Raw genomic sequence first — 17,154 nt, 5'->3', positions numbered from 1 at the left:
TGAGTCCTGACGACAGGAGTGGTGGCGTACCCCTCATAACTGGTTGGAGGTATGGGCGACAATGAAAGCACCTGGGAAGGATAGATAGCACAATGGCCAAGATCAACTTCAGGCGACTAAGCCAGGGGGCCTCGGCTTCAGTCAACACGATTACCGATCCTCGAGACCTGTTCAACGCCTTACCTGAGAAGGTTGCTGGTCTAGACTATCTGCGAGGTCCTCAGGATCAAGTTCTGGCCGCCTGGTATGACCGTCGCGACGAGCAAGACCTTGTAATCAAGATGAACACAGGTGGCGGCAAGACGCTGGTCGGGCTCCTCATCGCGCGCAGCTGGCTCAATGAGGGTATCCGACCCGTCGCATATCTCGTGCCTGATGGTTTTTTGCTTGAGCAGGTCGTAGATGAGGCGGGCCGGATCGGGATCGCGACCACGAAGGATTCCAAGGCACCCGAGTACCAACAGGGACGCGCCGTGCTCGTCGGGACGTTCGCGAAACTCTTCAATGGCCTGTCCGTATTCGGTGTCGGTGGTAATGTGTCAAAGCCTCCCTCCCACAGTCTCGGCGGAGTGATCATTGATGATGCTCATGCCTGCATCGCTCAAGCGGATCATGTATTCCGGCTCCGCATCGAGTACGGCTCGGAGGCGTACAGCGATTTGCTGGACCTGTTTGCTGATGATCTGAGGGTGCAGTCTCCTAATGGTCTACTAGACCTAAAAGCGCGACGTCGGTCAGCGATTCAGGAGGTCCCATTTTGGGCATGGCAGGACAAGCAGGATCGGGTCTTGTCTATCCTCCATCCGATCTCGGAAAGCGAGGTACTGAAGTGGGGCTGGCCGCTTGTCGTAGATAGCCTCCCCCTCTGCACTGCCGTGGTCACCAGCGATGCTTTCGAGATCTATCCCCCTTGTCACCCTACAGAGATGCTCCTCGGCTTTTCACAGGCACGGCGGCGCGTCTACCTCACCGCCACCCTTGCTGACGACTCGGTGCTGATTCGGCACTTCGGTGCGGCACCGGAGTCAGTCTCACGGCCGATTTCTCCCTCGAGCGCGGGCGATATTGGGGATAGAATGATCCTCGTGCCACAGCAACTTGTACCCAGCGCGACGAACGAAGAGGTACGTGATCTCGTCCTCGACTTAGCCAAGAAGCAGAACGTCGTGGTTATCGTGCCGAGCCGCAGCCGAGCCGACTGGTGGCAGGACTACGCAGCCGACGTGCTGGACCGTGAGAACATCGATCAGGGCATCGAGCAGTTACGCAACAACCCAAAATTGGGTCTGATAGTGCTCATCAACCGCTACGACGGGATTGACTTGCCCGACAACGCCTGCCACGTATTGGTGTTGGATGGCCTGCCAGAAGCGCTCGACGGACGGGAGCGGCTGGAACAGGCTCGGTTGGTCGGGTCAACAAGGCTCCTTGGTCGACAGGTTCAACGCTTGGAGCAGGGTATGGGGCGAGCTACCCGTTCGAACGAGGATTATGCTGTGGTCCTTCTCCTGGGAGCGCGGCTGGCTGAGCGGCTCAATGCACCGGAGGCACGCGACCACTTCTCACCCGCAACAAGGGCACAATTGGACCTCGCATTGGAGATTGCCAATGAGATCGAGGCCGACTCGCTAGATGACCTCCACGAAATCATGGAGCAATGCCTCGAACGTGATAAAGATTGGGTGGCCTATAGTAAGGCTGCGCTGGCCCCGGTCCGGTACGACAGTTCTGGGATTACCGACACCGCCAGTGCTGAGCGAGAAGCATTCGACGCCGCTCAGCGTAGAGACTATGCGGCCGCAGTCAGAGCACAGCAAAGAGCCGTGAATGGTCTTGGGGATGAAATCGTTACACAGGCTATCTATAGACAGCAGCTCGCGGCCTACACTAATTTCTTCGACCGTTCCGAGGCTCAACAGATCCAGAAGATAGCGAACCTTGCGAACAGGCGACTCCTTCGCCCTTTGGAGGGAGTACAATACGAGAATCTCAAGGCGGCAAGCCGCCCTCAAGGCGAGCAGGCTTCCTCCTGGTTGCAAAAGAGATACGTTTCCGGTAATGACCTCTTACTTGGGTTTGAGGCTGTATTGCAGGATCTCGATTGGGGACCGCGCACTGCACGGTTCGAACAGGCCATGCATGATCTCGCCTTGCATATCGGCCACACAGGGCAGCGGCCAGAAGATACACTCGGACGTGGGCCAGACAATCTCTGGGCACTTTGCGACGGATCGTTTTACGTCATCGAAGCGAAGAGCGGGGCCGCCTCCGGCCACCCTGTGTATAAGAAAGATGCCGAACAACTGTCAAACGCCATGGACTGGTTTCGGCTGCAGTACCCTAGCAGCGAAGCAACGCCAGTGCTGATTCACCCAGAGGAAAAGTTCGACTCACATGCCGCAATACCGATAGGCTGCCGCATTATCACGACGGAACGACTTACACGGCTACGGGATTCCGTACGAGCTTTCGCTACAGGGCTGGCAACGAACGACGCTTTTCGCGATCCCGATCGAGTCACCAATCTCCTTAGTAATAATGGATTGAGCGCAACCTACTTTATGAAGCGTTTCTCGAGGTCAGGGCGGCACTAACTCAGCGACATCGAGCGGTCGAACCTGATCAGCGAGTTAGCGGCTGAGGACGCTTCTATAGCGGTATCTATATTCAAGTCGATCAAATCTATTTGATACGGGCGATCTATTGAGATTTTCTCATCTGAGTGATCAGAGTCGGCAAAGTCGGTGGGTGGGGGCGGCTGAGCCGGTTTGACGGGGTTTGGTGTGTCGTTGAGACGGGGGCACGGGTCCCGTTGGCACGATGAGTGGTGCTTAGTCAATCCCTCGTTCCCAGGAACCCGCGCCAATGTCGTCTTCCGTCACGACTGCCCTGTCGCACCGACCTGGAGGCCCTGGGTCTACCGGCGGGGCGGGGCTTGCCCCGAGTAAACTGTCGAAGGACGACACATTCCACCACCCGATAAATACCGTCTTTGCTCATGCTGGGACGCGTAGAGCCTTAGATACGCTGTTCAGGTAACATTCAGCCATGGTGACGGTGAAGCTTGAGCAGCATGCGTGGGAAGTCGGCGACGAGCTCGGTGCTGGTGGGTATGGATCGGTGCGAGAGGCGTGGAGGGACGGCGTCGAGCGCGCGGTGGCGAAGTTCGTCTCGATCAAGCCTGGCGCTCAGCGCGAGCTCCTGATCGGAGCCTCAACGAACTTGCCCCACGTCGTGCCCGTGCTGGACAGTGGTGAGGATGACGGCATGTACGTCCTGATCATGCCGCGTGCCGAGTATTCTCTACGGCAGTACACTACGGATAATGTGTTGAGCCTCGAGGAGAAGATTTCCATCCTCTCCGATGTCGCGCACGGGCTGAAAGAGATTCAACAAGCAGGTCTGGTTCATCGTGACCTTAAGCCAGAGAATGTGCTCTACACGGACGGCGTCTGGAAGCTATGCGACTTTGGCATCGCCCGCTATCGAGACGCCTCAACATCTGCTGCGACGCGTAAGTATAGCTTCACTGCGCTGTATGCTTCCCCTGAGCAGTGGCGGAATAAACGAGCGACGCCGTCCACCGACATATACGCCTTCGGGGTGATGGCCTACGAACTGCTAGAGGGCCACTTGCCGTTCCAAGCAAACACCGTCGAAGAACTACGAGAGATGCACCTTCACGCTGCTCCGCCGGATTTGAGCATCGAGGTGCCGCGACTACAGGTCATGGTCGAACAGTGCCTTTACAAAGCGGCCGAAGCACGCCCCACCGCCGATTGGGTTCTGCAGCAACTCGCCCACGCTGCAGACACTCCTGCAAGTCCTGGCATACAACAGCTACAGCAAGTCTCGCAACACTTTTCGGCGCTGCGCTCGCAAGCGTTTGCCGACGATGAACAGCGCAGGACGTTGTTGGAACGGCGCAAGGAGCTATTCCAAGACGCATGCCGATCATTCGAGAACCTCCGAGCGACGGTACAGAACACGATCGTCGATAACGCACCTCTCGCAAAGACCGAGCAACGAGACGAGCAGACGAATCTCGGTGACAAGATCACGATCTCAAGCGTGACGTTGGCCGCGGCGCGTCTCGAGTTTGTGGGCCCACGAATAGTCGAACCAGAGCGATGGAGCGGACCATTTGAGGTGATTGCCTGCGCCAGTATCCAACTGTTGCAAACATCGACTCACAACGACTACCCTGGACGCTCACATTCTCTGTGGTATTGCGATGCGATGCATAAGGGGCAGTTTGAATGGTTTGAACTTGCGTTTATGGATTGGCGTAACCATCAACGAATGGTGCCGTACGCCGCACAGCCAGAGGAGATCTCGAGGGCGTTCGAGCGAGTGATTAGCGGCACGCAACTTGCTTGGCCCCTCGAGCAGCTCGACCGCGCAGACTTGCGAGAGTTTGTTGACCGCTGGATTGGCTGGTTTGCGGAGGCAAGTGACTCCAAGTTGTTTAGGCCGTCAACCATGCCCGAGAAGCCTGTAGAGCGCAACTGGCGGGAATAAAGTTCGTCACACATGCTCTTATTATAGGTTTCGACAAGTGTTTCACTTCATGGCAGTTTTCATTACTTTTTCTGCAGAGGCGTTGAAATGGCGGTAAATTTTTTGCTTGGATTTACTGGCACTATCTTGTCAGTCATTTCCTTGACTTGGCAAGTGTTTTCATGGCGTGCTTCTGGAGCACGACTGGAGGTATCATGCATTTCCAGTTTTCCGTTAGGAAGTCTGGTGCCCGAGATGGAACTACTCGGTATTCAAATCGCCAATTCTGGCCGTTCTAGTACTATCATCAATAATGTTGCGTTCAAACTTCCTAACGGTAAAGTTTTTCAAATTATCGAGGATGCAGCTAACGCTGTAACATTGCCGTGCGAGCTCCGTCCAGGCGAAGTGATTACAGTGTATTGCATTCCATTACAACTGAAGGAGTCTATGCAAAAGCGAGGGTATGCACCCGATACACGCATCATTCCAAGAGTGTCATCAGGCCACGGGGACTCTACGGGGAAGCCTATTCGACTTGATTGAATAGCTCCCCACGCCCCCCCTTTTTTCACATAGGAAGAGCAGTGGAGATGGAGTACCGATGATCTCTCAACCCTCTCCCCGCTAACCAGAGACAGGTTTTACCTATTCACAAATAGTGATAAAATTAATAATGTAATGTCCGATGCCGAGCCCTCTCCCCACCACCGTCTCCTCCGCCTCAAAGCTGCCCTGTTGGCTGTATCCTTCACCCTAGCTGGCATCCTCCTCATGATGCTCAACGCCTGGCTTGCTCCGCTGCGACTGGGAAGCTGGCATGGCTGCATGCCCTGCCACTAGGCGAGCTGGGTGGGACGCTGTTTGGTGCGGGGCTGCTGTCGACGTTCTTCGAGTACACCTTCCGGAGAGACCAGGAGGCGCACACGTTGGCTCGCTTCCGCCGAATCATCCGCGAGGAGGCGCCGGCGATGCGTGATGCGGTGGTGGAGGGCTTTGCCATCCACCCAGAGGACTTGAAGCGCGTGGCCACGCCGGAGCTGCTGGACGACATCGCGGCCAATGTGATGGCGCTGCGCCTGGGCGATGAGCAGTTCGCTCGGGAGATCTACCGCGACATCCGCGACCAAGCCATCCGCGCCGCTGAGCGGTGGTACGACGTGGCGGTGCGCGTTCGGCTCTCTACTGCAGTAGAGAGGAGTACCGCAGGTACTCCTCTGCTGGACGTCACGGTGGAGTGGGAGTACACCACCGTACCCAGCAGTGCCACCCGGCGCTTCGCGTGTGTGTCTGACCAGGATGAGTACAACGAGCTCCGCCAGGATGTACCGGCAACCTCTACCTGGTTCATGGCACCGCGCCCTGGCATGGACGCCCGCCGCCGGGAGGCATACGAACTGCTGGAGCTGACCGTCGATGGCCGGCCACAGCCCATCCGCCGCAGCACCCGTGCTACCGGCCAGACCTACAGCGTCGATCTGGACGAAGAAGCCAGGAGCGGCAAGCCGGTTCGCATCCGCCAGGTCTTCCGCACCATCACCCCGCAGTGGAGCCACCGACTGTACTTCGCCGTCGCGCAGCCGACACGGGGCTGGTCGCTGCGATTGGACTACACCGACACCGCCATTGCCGAAGTCCAGGTCAGTGACACGATGGCCACCACGCCGGCTTCCAGCGTCGTCCATTCGCCGGAGGCTGTACCAGGCAAGGAGATCACGGTCGAGACCTCTAGCTGGCTCCTCCCCCAATCTGGCGTGGCCTTCACCTGGGCCACCAACGACGAGCTGCCCCAGACCAAGCAGCCTGAGGCAGTCGCCTCCTCGAGAGAGGGGTAGTTCCGAGGGATAGTCAGCTTCCGCCGTTCATCTCATCCACCTCCTCACCTACTCAACCGCTACGGACAGCCACAGGATACATCGTCTTGAGATACATAGTCTCTGGATTGGGAGTCTTCGGCCGGTTGAGATGGAGCCGTGCCCACAGACCGCAAGCCGCCGCTCTCACCAGCCACTGGTGAGTTCGGCCGGCGTGTGCGCGCCCGCCGCGAGCAGCTGGGCCTGTCCCAGGAGAAGCTGGCCGAGCGCACCACCCTGCACTGGTCGTACATCGGCCAGGTCGAACGCGGCCAACGCAACCTCAGCCTCCACAACATCCTCCGCATCGCCACCGCCCTCGACACCGACGCCGGTGGGCTGGTGAGTGGGTTGGAGGTGTAGAAGAAGAGCTCGATCCCTTCAAGGGTTTGCCAGCGATGGCAGGGATACGCAACCCCGTTACCAGACTGCGATCTGCGAGTACAGCAAAGGCGCAGGGTAGAGGCAAGCCTGATGGTGTTCTAACAAAAAAGATGAACGGAAAGACCTTTGTAACCGAGATATATTTTGATAAAAAGAGCAAAGACACCTTTCAAGATAAGCTGTTAAAGATAGTGCAAGCCCAGCGGAAAGAATAAAGAAAACAGACGCTCTGAAAATGGTATAATATCCTAAAATATTTAGAGAGAAAAATTAGAAGTTGAGGTTAAGATATGAGAAAAGTAAAACTGTTTATAGCTATGAGTGTAGATGGCTATATTGCTGATAAAAATGGGGGTGTCGCTTTTCTGCAAGGCCATGAAGATTGTTTAGAAAACGAAAGTACCTATTCTGAGTTTATAAAAAATATAGACACAGTTCTGATGGGTTGGAATACTTACAATCAGATAATAACTGAGTTATCCCCTGATAATTGGGTTTATGACAATTTATTGACTTATGTTTTCACTCACCGAGAACAACAAGATTCCGATAAGATCATTTTTACAAGTGATAATTTGGAGGAATTGATCAAGAAATTAAAAGGGGTTGAAGGAAAAGATATTTGGATATGTGGAGGAGCAGACTTAGTTCAACAAGCCATTTCTTCAGATGTGATTGATGAGTATCTTATATCCATTGTTCCGACAATTTTAGGGAATGGTATAAAATTATTTAGCCAAAATGATGCGGAACATAAATTGAAATTAATCAACACGATAACAAATAATGGAATTGTCGAGTTGAATTATATTCGTAGATAAAAATTAAATTGTAGATGACGATAATATCTACAGGTAAGCTGCCGACGTACGATGAAGCAGTCTCGGTACGAAACCAGACGGATGCGATGACGCCGGGCTGGCTAGCGACGGCAACTCTTCCCACGCAGGCCACCAGCACCACCACTGGTCTGTGCTCCCCCAAAGCAGACAGGACGGTCATGCTGAATACAGTTGCCAGTTGGGCCACGATCATCAGCGCCGTTCCCGTCGCGATTGCTGCCAGCGTCTTCCTCTTCCGGACGGTGCCCACCGCCATCCGCCAGCCCAAGGGACTCCGGCTTGGCCTTGAGCCGGCCATCGGCGACCCGGGCTGCTGTGTCCACATCACCAACTACGGCCCCGTTGAGCACTACATCAGCCGAGTCGGTGCCATGCCCGCACACCTGCGGCCACGCTGGTCTGTTTGCACCAAACGTATCAACCCCAAAGGCGATCTCCGAGGAACCCTCCTCGTTGAGACAGCATCTGCCAGCATCAACACAACCATCGAGCCGGGCCGCCACCTGTCGTTCCTCGTGCCACAACAATTTCCTCCAGGAGAGAAGTTGCGTGACTATGAACTCGATAGCCAGCGAGTCGTCATCGAGCGTTACAACGGCTGGCTCAGGAAGAATCGGCCGGGCGGGCCACTCACCTTGGTGCCGTACGTCCTCCTCGGCGACGGCAGCGTCGTACTCGGGAAGAAGACGCGGATCAGCGGCAAACAGCCCGCAGCGATAGTGCCACTCTGCAAATGCGGTCATAGTATAACGCAACACGTCAGCCATAAACGCAAACGTCTCGCACCGACTATGCTGGCCTATCGCCATTGCGAAGAATGCTGGTGCCTATGGTTCAGGCAGTCAGACAAACAGTCGGACGCAAACAAGATCATTTCCAGCACAATAGCCCTGAAGGCCGCTACATTTCCTCACAAATCTCGTATAATAGAAGAATCAGCGATTGGCGAAGCAGTTGAAGATATTGCAAAGACAGACAGTCCTCCCACACACAACGCGCCATCTGGGCAAAGCGCAACTGATTTAAAGGAATCACGATGACAAAGCACAGCGAACTGGACGACGACGAACGTGAACAGATACGGGATCGACTCAAGCAAGAGCGGATGATCGAATCTGCCTTCACAAACGGCGATGGCCCATGGACGATTGTGTATGACGACTGGCGTTTCGACAATAATGACAACGGGGGTCGATACATGGCGTTTGCTCAGCCGAGGATGCGCGACAAGATCCTTTCGCACGCCGGTTGGGACTCGACAAAGGGAGACGGCCACCCTGGATTCAGAACCAGTCACGACGACACAGAGTACTATCGAAGTAGTCAGGCACCAGGATTTGAACCGCTCGTAATCTGCCACTACTTTTATGGCGTTGTTCCTGACGTGCTGCATATTTCCGAAGAGTTCAGGCTCCTGATGAATCTGTGGCAAGCTCCGAAGTCTGGTGACTACTTCGAGATCAAAGATGATGGTTTAAAAGATCTTGCCATTAGATACAAAGACAAGCGAATCGAGGTGCGGACGCCGCTATTGAAGCGTTATATGGCGGCACGGCAACTCGATGCCGTGCTATTCATCGACACGAGGGTGTCTGTTGAATATGCTGGCGATGTCGCGGATTTTTCGGATCTCAAGTTTGAGGGACGAATTGGCAATGAGCTCATGTATCTCTCGCGAAGTGTTGGCAGGTTACCGATTAGTGATGCACGTGTTGGCTCATTGGTGTTCGCCAAGCGCATCCTTCCGGCCCCTCCCCAGGAAACCTGTGGAATCTGGCCCTGGGACGAGGATGATGCTGCGGACTACCCAGAGTTCATCATTGGCGAAGACGAGTACGGCAAGCCAGTCAAGTACACATGCGATCCAGATCGTCTTGCCAACTACTTCGGCAAAAATCCAGACGCACCTCATTACCTCACGCCAGTGTTCTTCAAACCGGAGGTGCTCCAGCGATACTATGATGATTCCGACCTGTACACCGTGAGTGATGGGCAACTATCGTGCGCTTCCATGTGGGGCGTTAAGATCGACAATGGCAACCCAAATTGCGTCGTCGTGTTTCTTGGCGATATCGGTCGCGATATTCCTGCAGGCCACCGGACACACTGGCTCTCATACAACGTGTCACCAACACAACGCATGAGCGACGTAGGCGTGCGCCGGGCTTTTTTCGGTCAGTTCGCAGACAGTGAGAACCCAGAACACCGCTTCAAACTGGCGTACAACCAACTACAGAACTCATGGGAAGAGCACTGGGGATGGCGGCTCCACCGCAAAGCAGAGGGGCAAGACGCTGGCGTGCTTCAGCGCCTGCGTATCCCCGTCAATGACACCGACGCAGAACTGCGCGCGCAGTTGATCAACCTCGCACTTGTCTTGGTGGATTACCTCAACGAGAAACAGGTGGCCTCGTACCTCTCAGACGCCAAGGGAGACAAAGGCATCGCCAAGCTCAAGAAGTTCCTCACGGCCCAGTCATACCGGCATACCGAACGAGACGTCCGTCTTCTGCAAAGAATCCAGGGGATGCGTTCCCGCATTGCGGCACATTCGTCAGGCAGCAGTGGGCAGGCCTATCTCGAGGAAGAACTCGGGAATGATACACCACAGGAGTACATCGCACGCCTCATGACCGAAGCAACGCAAATGCTGGACGACCTCAGAGTGTTTGCGGAGAAGCGGCCGTTGCAAGATTCAGACTCATAACCATCGAAGTTGTCTTCTTTGAAAAATTGCGGCGTTGATGGCCTTCTCATGGGCATGTAATCATTGTATACTGATTGGAGTAATGAATGTCTATACATCGAAATATTCACGCTTACCTGGATCATCTTATGCTGAGGCACTGAGCCACGCTCGCCAGGAATACAACGTCATCGCGCACTCAACCAAACGACAGCCGTACGTCAAATCGAAGTATTTCAATGGCAACAAAGTATTTTTGAACGTATTTTGGGATCACGTGATGCAGAAGCGACTGAAAGAACGCACAAGACGGCTTCGATTCTACCGCGCTGCACTCGACGTCTTGCGTCACTCGCAGATCACTCCGGAAACGACCTTTAATGCCGATGATCGCAACATTTCGCTGCACCGCTTTTACGGCATCACCAAAGATGGCATCTACTTCTGTGTGCAGGTTAAGGAAGACAAGCGCACTGGACGCAAGGACTTCATGTCGGTCTTTGATAGGAAACCGCGCTAAAGCTCACCAAATAAAAATCTCCCGCGGGGTAGCCTGAAAACTACATGCCGGAGATTTCTTGGTGACACGGCGATCAACTGTGTCTGGTTATGATTATATGCTTTTTGACGGCAATGTCAATAGTAATTTTCACGATTTACATTGAATGGTGATCAGAACAGATGGACGTTGTGACGTATTCCTTCCGATTCCCAATTCTGCTTCTAGAGATCGCCGCCACTGACAGCGCGCAAGAACGGTTGCCTAGCACAACCGGCGACAGCAATGAGAGAAGACCAGTAGCGGCATAACGACTCTGTCTATCTCCACTCCCCCACCCATCATTCAGGCTTGTGCTGCCGCCAGATGCTTGCTCACTGTATCCCGGCCGAAGCCGAGTTCCAGGCCGATCTCGATGTAGGTACGGCCCTGGGCGTGGAGTTGCTGGGCACGCTGGAGATCGTCGTCGGTGAAGCGTCGCTTGCGGCGGGGTGGTTGCGTGGCCTGGCGGCAGACAGCCTTCACCGTGGAAGTGGATGTGCCGACCTGCCGAGCGATCGCTCGGGCGGACATGCCGGTGGGCTCCAGATCGAGTATCTGCTGCTTCTTCGCCGCGCTGATCGGACGGCAGGCCGTCTTGCGGATGCCGCGGGCCGTCGTGGTCTCGCTCACTTCTGTCGTAGACGCTACGCTAGACGTGCTCGACTCCGAAGCCAGCTCACCCGCGATGAGGCGCTTACGGAAGGCGAGCAGGGGTAGCCAGTTGTTCGGATTGATGCTGCCCAGGTGTACTAGCAAGCCCCTACCCAGCCCTGCCTCAGGGCAGGCCGGGTCAGTCAGATGGAGAACACCTTTGAGCACGACGTGGGTCTCACTGCACGAAGCGGCCAAGGCTGTTCAGCATCCTCGTCACGTGTCCTCATATATTGAGGCGGGCGGTGTCGCGGCTGCAGTGGAGGCGTCCTCCGGAAGAATCTATACGGGCGTCTGCGTGGACACGGCCTGCACACTGGGAATCTGTGCCGAGCGTAACGCGATACTCAACATGATCACCAACGGTGAGGACACGATTCGGCGTGTTCTGACTATTATGCGCGACGGCTGTACCGGTCCGCCTTGTGGAGCGTGTCGAGAAATGATGACGCAGCTGATGCCGAACCGGTTCGGTGATATCGAGGTGATGATCGACTTCGCTGCGGGGAAGACGATGACTCTCGCCGATCTGACTCCCCAGTGGTGGCTACGGTGATGAAGCTGTGACCGGAAAGCTCCGTTCGGCGGGTCCCTTACCCCACCGATTCCTCAGTGGAAATCAGGTGCCGGAACAGCGTCGTCCTGAAACGGGGCGAGGGGTCTCCCGGTGATAGGTGGGAGACCCCTCGACGGTTCGGATCCGGCGTTCAGACCTTGTAGTCGACCGTCTCACCGACGGTGTGGACGCGGATCGAGTTGGTGGAGCCAGGCGTACCCGGAGGCATGCCGGCCACAATGACGACGGTATCCCCGGGCTGGGCCAGGTGCTTGTCCTGAAGGATCTCGTCGACCTGGGCCACCATGTCGTCGGTGTGCTCTACCTCGGGCACCTCGTAGCACTGCACGCCCCAGGAGACGGCGAGCTGGTTGCGTGTCTCATGCAGCGGCGTGAAGGCCAGCAGTGGAAGCGGAGAGCGCAGGCGCGACAGGCGTCGGGCGGTGTCACCGGACTGGGTGAAGGTCACCAGGTAGGTGACATCGAGGTGCTCACCCATCTCGGCGGCGGCGCGGGTCAGGGCCCCGCCGCGGGTCTGCGGGTAGGAGCCCAGGCCGGGGATACGCTCTCCTCCGTGTTCCTCGACATTCTCGATAATGCTGGCCATGGTGCGCACGGCCTCGATGGGGTAGGCACCCACGGAGGTCTCACCGGAGAGCATGACGGCGTCAGCGCCGTCGAGAATCGCGTTGGCGCAGTCGGAGGCCTCAGCCCGCGTGGGCCGCGGGTTCTGGATCATGGACTCCAGGACCTGTGTGGCCACGATGACCGGCTTGGCCTGGCGGCGGGCCAGCTCGATGGCTCGCTTCTGCACCAGCGGGACGGCCTCCAGGGGCATCTCCACACCGAGGTCACCGCGGGCCACCATGATGCCGTCGAAGGTGGAGACGATGTCGAAGAGGTTCTCGACCGCCTGGGGCTTTTCAATCTTGGCGATGACCGGAATACGCACACCGACCTCGTCCATGATCTCGTGGACGTCCTTGATGTCATCGGCGTCACGCACGAAGGACAGGGCGATGAGGTCGGCACCGATCTTGAGGGCCCAGCGCAGGTCCTCGCGGTCCTTCTCGCTGAGGGCCGGGACGGAGACGGCGACGCCGGGCAGGTTGATACCCTTGTTGTTGGAGACGTAACCGGGCACCTCAACCTTGGTGACGACATCGGTGTCGGTGACGGCCACGACACGAACAGCAACATTGCCGTCGTCAATGAGGAGCCGGTCGCCGGGACGGCAGTCACCGGGAAGTCCCTTGAAGGTGGTGGAGGCTCGCTTGACGGTGCCGAGGACATCGTCGATGGTGATCGTGAACTCGTCACCCTTGTTGAGCATGACCTTCTGGTCATCGACGAAACGCCCGAGGCGGATCTTGGGGCCCTGGAGGTCGACCAGTATGGCGATGGCGCGGCCGGAAGCTGCTGCTGCCTCACGGATGCGGGCGATGACCTCCTCCTGGTCCTCTGCGCGACCGTGGGAGCGGTTGATGCGCGCGACGTTCATGCCGGCGTCCACGAGCGCTTGCACCTGCTCGGGAGAGTCAGTAGCGGGTCCGAGGGTACATACGATCTTGGCTCTACGCATGGATGCAGAATACGGGACATCGGGCCCTGTGCACGAGGACGAATCCCGTCACGTGTCAGGTTGCGACCATCCTCACCCGGTTCCCTCCCACCTCAGTGGCGGGCCGGTCTTCCGATTCAGTCCCTACACATCCGTCTGGTCCTGGGAGACCGCTGTCGCGGCGGCTGATTCTGCCGGTGAGGAGCCTTCGAGCGAGTCGTCCTCAGCAGAGCCGTCCTCCTCGACCCCCGAGCGGTTCTTCCCGGCCCCGCACCCCGGCCTGTCGATGGCGTCGCTCAGGGGGCGTCGGGAGGCGAGGGCCAGTCCGATGGCGCCGACGAGGAAGATGACGATGGAGGTCCACACGTTCAGTCGCAGACCGAGGACTGTCTCGGCCTCGTCGATGCGCAGCATCTCGATCCACACCCGGCCGGCGGTGTAGACCATGAGGTAGATCCACATCAGCCTCCCGCCTGTGACCCCTCTGCGGGCAACCATCCTCCTTCCGATCCACACCAGGAGGACCGCGCCAGCCAAATTCCACAGGGCCTCATAGAGGAAGGTCGGGTGGAACAGGGTCCCCGGCGGGTAGGTGGAACCAGCAGGCAGGTGGGCGTCATCGATCCGCAGCCCCCAGGGCAGTGTCGTCGGAGCGCCGTAGAGCTCCTGGTTGAACCAGTTTCCCAGTCGACCGATCGCCTGAGCGACCAGCAGCGTCGGGGCGACGGCGTCGGCCAGCGGAGCAACACGCAGGCCACGATGACGCAGAAGAAGCATCCCGGCCAGGACTCCACCGGCGATGCCTCCCCAGATTCCCAGGCCCCCCTGCCATGTCTGCGGAATACGGGACAGGTCGCCGTTGGGACCGAAGTAGTCGTCGGGCGAGGAGACCACATGGTAGAGACGAGCGCCCACGATTCCAGCCGGGACGGCCACGATGGCGACGTCGAGGACCAGATCCGGTCGGCCGCCCCTGGCCCGGTAGCGTCGGTCCGACCACCACACGGCCACGAAGACGCCGGCGAGAATGCACAACGCGTAGGCCCGAACCGGGATGGGGCCGAGGTACCAGACGGCCGAGGACGGGCTCGGTATGCCTGCGGGCAGCGCTGCCGCGACCGGCATCGGCAGCATCGTTGACATCGTGGCGGAAAGCGTGGCGACAGGCACTCAGAGGACCTCTCGATGGGCGGAGGGGATCAGTGCCGGATGGGCGCCGGCGGCGACCAGCTCGGCAACGAACTGCTGGGGGTCGGTGGAGCGGATGATGGCCTCGCCGACGAGGACGACATCGGCGCCGCAGCGCGCGAGGCCCATGACGTCGTGCGGGCCTCTGACTCCTCCGGTTGCGATCCGCACGACCTGCGTCGGCAGAACGTCAGTGACCTGATCGAACATGCTGCAGTCAACGGCCAGGGTATCAGGATCCCGGGTGTCGATGGCGACGATGCAGGCGCCCGCATCGACCGCGGTCAGCGCCTCACGGCGGGTACGAACCTCAACGACGGCGCCCATCCCCAGGGAGTGGACCCTTTCGATGAGTCCTTCGAGCACAAGGGCATCAAGGCGGGCATCGAGCATGAGCAGATCGGCGCCGTGAGCCCGGGCCTCGTGCACCTGGTAGGGAGTGACCACCAGGTCGTTGGCGAGGACGGGAAGATCCACCGAGGCCCTGACGGCGTCCAGATCCTTGAGGGAGCCTCGCGTCGCGCTCGGCCCTGTGACCACTGAAACGCAGGCGGCACCGCCGGCGGCGTAGAAGCAGGCCAGCATCCCCGGGTCCCCAACGCCGCTGAGGTCCGCGAACGTGGCCGTGGAGCGCTTGACCTCGGCGATCACCGTGACCGCACGGTCGTCGGTGCGCAAGCTGGACAGGGCGCTGATGGCACCGGGGACCAGGCGGGAGGTCTCTCGCAGGCTGGACAGGGGAACCAGCGACGCGCGACGGTCGGCGGCCGCTTTGGCCTCGGCCACCATTGCCTCGAACGAGGTCATCGCCACCTCCCCGATCTCACCTGGAGGCGCTCCGGAAGGGCGCCTGTCCGTATCAATCGTGACGGCCCGAGGCCGTCTGTTGCAAATCGCCAAACCGTGCTGACCGAGGAGCGGTCAGCCGGGACGTCCTCCCACGTGCGCGCCCAGGTCGCCACCGGCGAGGAAGCAGCTGCGCTCGCCGGTGTGGCAGGCGGCTCCGACCTGATCGACCTCGATCAAGAGCGCGTCTCCGTCGCAGTCCAGATGGACGGACTTGACATACTGCGCATGTCCGGACGTGTCTCCCTTGCGCCAGTACTCGCAGCGAGACCGCGACCAGAAAGTCACGCGCCCCTCTGCCAGGGTTCGCCGAAGCGCTTCATCATCCATCCATCCCACCATGAGGACCTCACGTGAGTCGTACTGCTGGACGACGGCGCAGACCAGGCCGTCGACGTTGCGCTTCAGACGCGCGGAGATCTGAGAATCGAGAGCCACGACTGCATTATGCACCTCAGGTGCCGCTCAGCCAGGAGGGCCGAGCAGCGGGCCCAGGTAGACCCACATGCCAGGCAGGTTGCGCACGACCGCGAAAACAGCCAGGGCCACTCCGAGAAGGACGCCCTCCCTACCGGTGACGAGCGGCCGTCGCAGCCCTCGGGCATATGCGAGAAGCCAGCGCAGCACCAGAAGGACCACCAGCGCCTCGAGCAGGAGCGCGAAGGGGTTGTAACCCATGGCAGCCCACAGGTCGCCGTACATGAGCTCGCGAGTCGCCCTGGTGCCTCCGCACAAAGGGCACCACAGCCCCGTGGTGCGGTGAAGCGGGCAGAGGTCGGGAAGCCCCGGCGAACTGCGAGGCAGAGTCAGTGCACGCAGCACGATGAGGCTACCCGGCAAGGCGGGGACGACCATCAAGAGGCCCAGCCTGATGCGCCTTCCGGGTCCCGAGTGCACACCGGAGCGATGGAGCCTCGCCGACGCGCTCGCGCAGCAGCCTTCAGACCGACATTTCATCAAGAAACACCACCATGAACAGCAGGAGGAAGCCAGCACTGATAACAGAACCTATAGTACCCGTCACCACTCCGGCGATTGACACCCCTTTATTGGAGGCACGCCCCTCATCGGCAGCGTGCATCCCCTTGATTCCCACGACGATCGCCGGTACGCCGAGGACTGCACCGAGATACATGCAGTTGATGAAGATGCTCGCGATGCCGAGACCGAGCGCCCACCCGCCGAGGGCGTTGGCCTCATGCCGACGCGGATCGTAGAGCGGCCCCCAGTACATGCCCGGCCCATATGGAGGATACTGCCCGTAAGAAGGTGGCGGGTAGGGATACTGTTGGCTGTAGGGCTGTCCGTAGGCCTGGCTGTAGGACTGCTGGCCAGGCCCCGGATACGGGACCACCTGACTTCCTAGCGCCGCAGGAAAGGGGTACGACTGGGCGCCGGGATAATCAGTACTGTAGTAACCGTTTTGAGCCGCCGATGCACCTGATCCGGCTTGGGAGGCCGCGCCAGACTCAGCGGAGTAATACCGAGAACCAACAGCTCCTTGGCGATAAAGATCCGCTTGGTAAAGATTCAAGTCGCTCATTAT

Annotated in this window: 16 protein-coding genes and 1 pseudogene; 10 read left to right on the top strand and 7 right to left on the bottom strand. The window is 58.4% G+C overall.

Going from position 1 to position 17,154, the window contains the following annotated elements; translation table 11 throughout:
* Nucleotides 1-92: 92 nt before the first annotated feature.
* The 9 genes and pseudogenes from FBF36_RS06345 to FBF36_RS06305 all read left to right on the top strand — a co-directional run bounded on the left by FBF36_RS06345 (nucleotide 93) and on the right by FBF36_RS06305 (nucleotide 10,785).
* Complete coding sequence (locus tag FBF36_RS06345) at nucleotides 93-2,594, top strand: DEAD/DEAH box helicase family protein (RefSeq protein WP_009395521.1); 2,502 nt, start codon at nucleotides 93-95, stop codon at nucleotides 2,592-2,594.
* Between the two features lie 454 nt (nucleotides 2,595-3,048).
* Nucleotides 3,049-4,521, top strand: a complete 1,473-nt coding sequence (locus tag FBF36_RS06340) for a serine/threonine-protein kinase (protein WP_009395522.1) — start codon at nucleotides 3,049-3,051, stop codon at nucleotides 4,519-4,521.
* A gap of 660 nt (nucleotides 4,522-5,181) precedes the next feature.
* Nucleotides 5,182-6,335, top strand: a pseudogene (locus FBF36_RS06335) (hypothetical protein).
* 138 nt (nucleotides 6,336-6,473) lie between these two features.
* A complete protein-coding gene (locus FBF36_RS06330) occupies nucleotides 6,474-6,716 on the top strand; it encodes a helix-turn-helix domain-containing protein (RefSeq protein WP_178387801.1) in 243 nt (80 codons plus the stop codon).
* A 35-nt stretch (nucleotides 6,717-6,751) separates the two neighbouring features.
* Entirely contained in the window at nucleotides 6,752-6,952 is a 201-nt protein-coding gene (locus tag FBF36_RS13800) for a transposon-encoded TnpW family protein (RefSeq protein WP_075376380.1), read from the top strand.
* 75 nt (nucleotides 6,953-7,027) lie between these two features.
* Nucleotides 7,028-7,558, top strand: coding sequence for a dihydrofolate reductase family protein (locus FBF36_RS06320; protein ID WP_009395525.1), 531 nt, complete (start codon nucleotides 7,028-7,030; stop codon nucleotides 7,556-7,558).
* Nucleotides 7,559-7,737: 179 nt separating this feature from the next.
* Complete coding sequence (locus FBF36_RS06315; RefSeq protein WP_225792486.1) at nucleotides 7,738-8,619, top strand: hypothetical protein; 882 nt, start codon at nucleotides 7,738-7,740, stop codon at nucleotides 8,617-8,619.
* Nucleotides 8,616-10,286 (top strand): hypothetical protein, encoded by a 1,671-nt coding sequence (locus FBF36_RS06310; protein WP_009395527.1) that lies wholly within the window; start codon nucleotides 8,616-8,618, stop codon nucleotides 10,284-10,286. Before FBF36_RS06315 ends, FBF36_RS06310 begins: the two co-directional genes overlap by 4 nt.
* Before the next feature lie 82 nt (nucleotides 10,287-10,368).
* Entirely contained in the window at nucleotides 10,369-10,785 is a 417-nt protein-coding gene (locus tag FBF36_RS06305) for a hypothetical protein (RefSeq protein ID WP_138137296.1), read from the top strand.
* A 324-nt stretch (nucleotides 10,786-11,109) separates the two neighbouring features.
* Here the strand turns inward: FBF36_RS06305 and FBF36_RS06300 are convergent, their stop codons facing one another.
* A complete protein-coding gene (locus FBF36_RS06300) occupies nucleotides 11,110-11,436 on the bottom strand; it encodes a DNA-binding protein (protein ID WP_225792485.1) in 327 nt (108 codons plus the stop codon).
* Nucleotides 11,437-11,617: 181 nt separating this feature from the next.
* Here FBF36_RS06300 and FBF36_RS06295 point away from each other — a divergent pair, with 181 nt between their 5' ends.
* Entirely contained in the window at nucleotides 11,618-12,013 is a 396-nt protein-coding gene (locus FBF36_RS06295) for a cytidine deaminase family protein (protein WP_009395530.1), read from the top strand.
* Between the two features lie 151 nt (nucleotides 12,014-12,164).
* Here FBF36_RS06295 and pyk read toward each other — a convergent pair whose 3' ends face one another.
* From pyk to FBF36_RS06265, 6 genes are all read right to left on the bottom strand, one after another.
* Nucleotides 12,165-13,595, bottom strand: coding sequence for a pyruvate kinase (gene pyk / locus FBF36_RS06290; protein ID WP_009395532.1), 1,431 nt, complete (start codon nucleotides 13,593-13,595; stop codon nucleotides 12,165-12,167).
* A 123-nt stretch (nucleotides 13,596-13,718) separates the two neighbouring features.
* The gene (gene lgt, locus FBF36_RS06285) at nucleotides 13,719-14,717 is read right to left on the bottom strand and encodes a prolipoprotein diacylglyceryl transferase (RefSeq protein ID WP_009395535.1); all 999 of its coding nucleotides are present in this window, start codon (nucleotides 14,715-14,717) and stop codon (nucleotides 13,719-13,721) included.
* Between the two features lie 27 nt (nucleotides 14,718-14,744).
* Entirely contained in the window at nucleotides 14,745-15,569 is an 825-nt protein-coding gene (locus tag FBF36_RS06280) for an indole-3-glycerol phosphate synthase TrpC (RefSeq protein ID WP_009395537.1), read from the bottom strand.
* A 114-nt stretch (nucleotides 15,570-15,683) separates the two neighbouring features.
* The gene (gene hisI / locus FBF36_RS06275; RefSeq protein ID WP_009395539.1) at nucleotides 15,684-16,046 is read right to left on the bottom strand and encodes a phosphoribosyl-AMP cyclohydrolase; all 363 of its coding nucleotides are present in this window, start codon (nucleotides 16,044-16,046) and stop codon (nucleotides 15,684-15,686) included.
* 27 nt (nucleotides 16,047-16,073) lie between these two features.
* Complete coding sequence (locus tag FBF36_RS06270) at nucleotides 16,074-16,463, bottom strand: DUF2752 domain-containing protein (protein WP_009395541.1); 390 nt, start codon at nucleotides 16,461-16,463, stop codon at nucleotides 16,074-16,076.
* A gap of 85 nt (nucleotides 16,464-16,548) precedes the next feature.
* Complete coding sequence (locus FBF36_RS06265; protein WP_225792483.1) at nucleotides 16,549-17,151, bottom strand: DUF4190 domain-containing protein; 603 nt, start codon at nucleotides 17,149-17,151, stop codon at nucleotides 16,549-16,551.
* Nucleotides 17,152-17,154 lie beyond the last annotated feature (3 nt).

It is taken from the genome of Actinomyces sp. oral taxon 171 str. F0337 (assembly GCF_005696555.1).
GTDB lineage: Bacteria > Actinomycetota > Actinomycetes > Actinomycetales > Actinomycetaceae > Actinomyces > Actinomyces oris_E.
Note: the sequence above shows the minus strand (reverse complement) of the source record. Positions and strands in the feature narration are given on the sequence as shown.

What these genes read in the sequence shown, in the direction of transcription:
- FBF36_RS06345 (WP_009395521.1), top strand. Translation starts at nt 93, where the DNA reads ATGGCCAAGATCAACTTCAGGCGACTAAGCCAGGGGGCCTCGGCTTCA.
- FBF36_RS06340 (WP_009395522.1), top strand. Translation starts at nt 3,049, where the DNA reads ATGGTGACGGTGAAGCTTGAGCAGCATGCGTGGGAAGTCGGCGACGAG.
- FBF36_RS13800 (WP_075376380.1), top strand. Translation starts at nt 6,752, where the DNA reads ATGGCAGGGATACGCAACCCCGTTACCAGACTGCGATCTGCGAGTACA.
- FBF36_RS06320 (WP_009395525.1), top strand. Translation starts at nt 7,028, where the DNA reads ATGAGAAAAGTAAAACTGTTTATAGCTATGAGTGTAGATGGCTATATT.
- FBF36_RS06315 (WP_225792486.1), top strand. Translation starts at nt 7,738, where the DNA reads ATGCTGAATACAGTTGCCAGTTGGGCCACGATCATCAGCGCCGTTCCC.
- FBF36_RS06310 (WP_009395527.1), top strand. Translation starts at nt 8,616, where the DNA reads ATGACAAAGCACAGCGAACTGGACGACGACGAACGTGAACAGATACGG.
- FBF36_RS06305 (WP_138137296.1), top strand. Translation starts at nt 10,369, where the DNA reads ATGAATGTCTATACATCGAAATATTCACGCTTACCTGGATCATCTTAT.
- pyk (WP_009395532.1), bottom strand. Translation starts at nt 13,595, where the DNA reads ATGCGTAGAGCCAAGATCGTATGTACCCTCGGACCCGCTACTGACTCT.
- lgt (WP_009395535.1), bottom strand. Translation starts at nt 14,717, where the DNA reads ATGTCAACGATGCTGCCGATGCCGGTCGCGGCAGCGCTGCCCGCAGGC.
- FBF36_RS06280 (WP_009395537.1), bottom strand. Translation starts at nt 15,569, where the DNA reads ATGACCTCGTTCGAGGCAATGGTGGCCGAGGCCAAAGCGGCCGCCGAC.
- FBF36_RS06270 (WP_009395541.1), bottom strand. Translation starts at nt 16,463, where the DNA reads ATGGTCGTCCCCGCCTTGCCGGGTAGCCTCATCGTGCTGCGTGCACTG.
- FBF36_RS06265 (WP_225792483.1), bottom strand. Translation starts at nt 17,151, where the DNA reads ATGAGCGACTTGAATCTTTACCAAGCGGATCTTTATCGCCAAGGAGCT.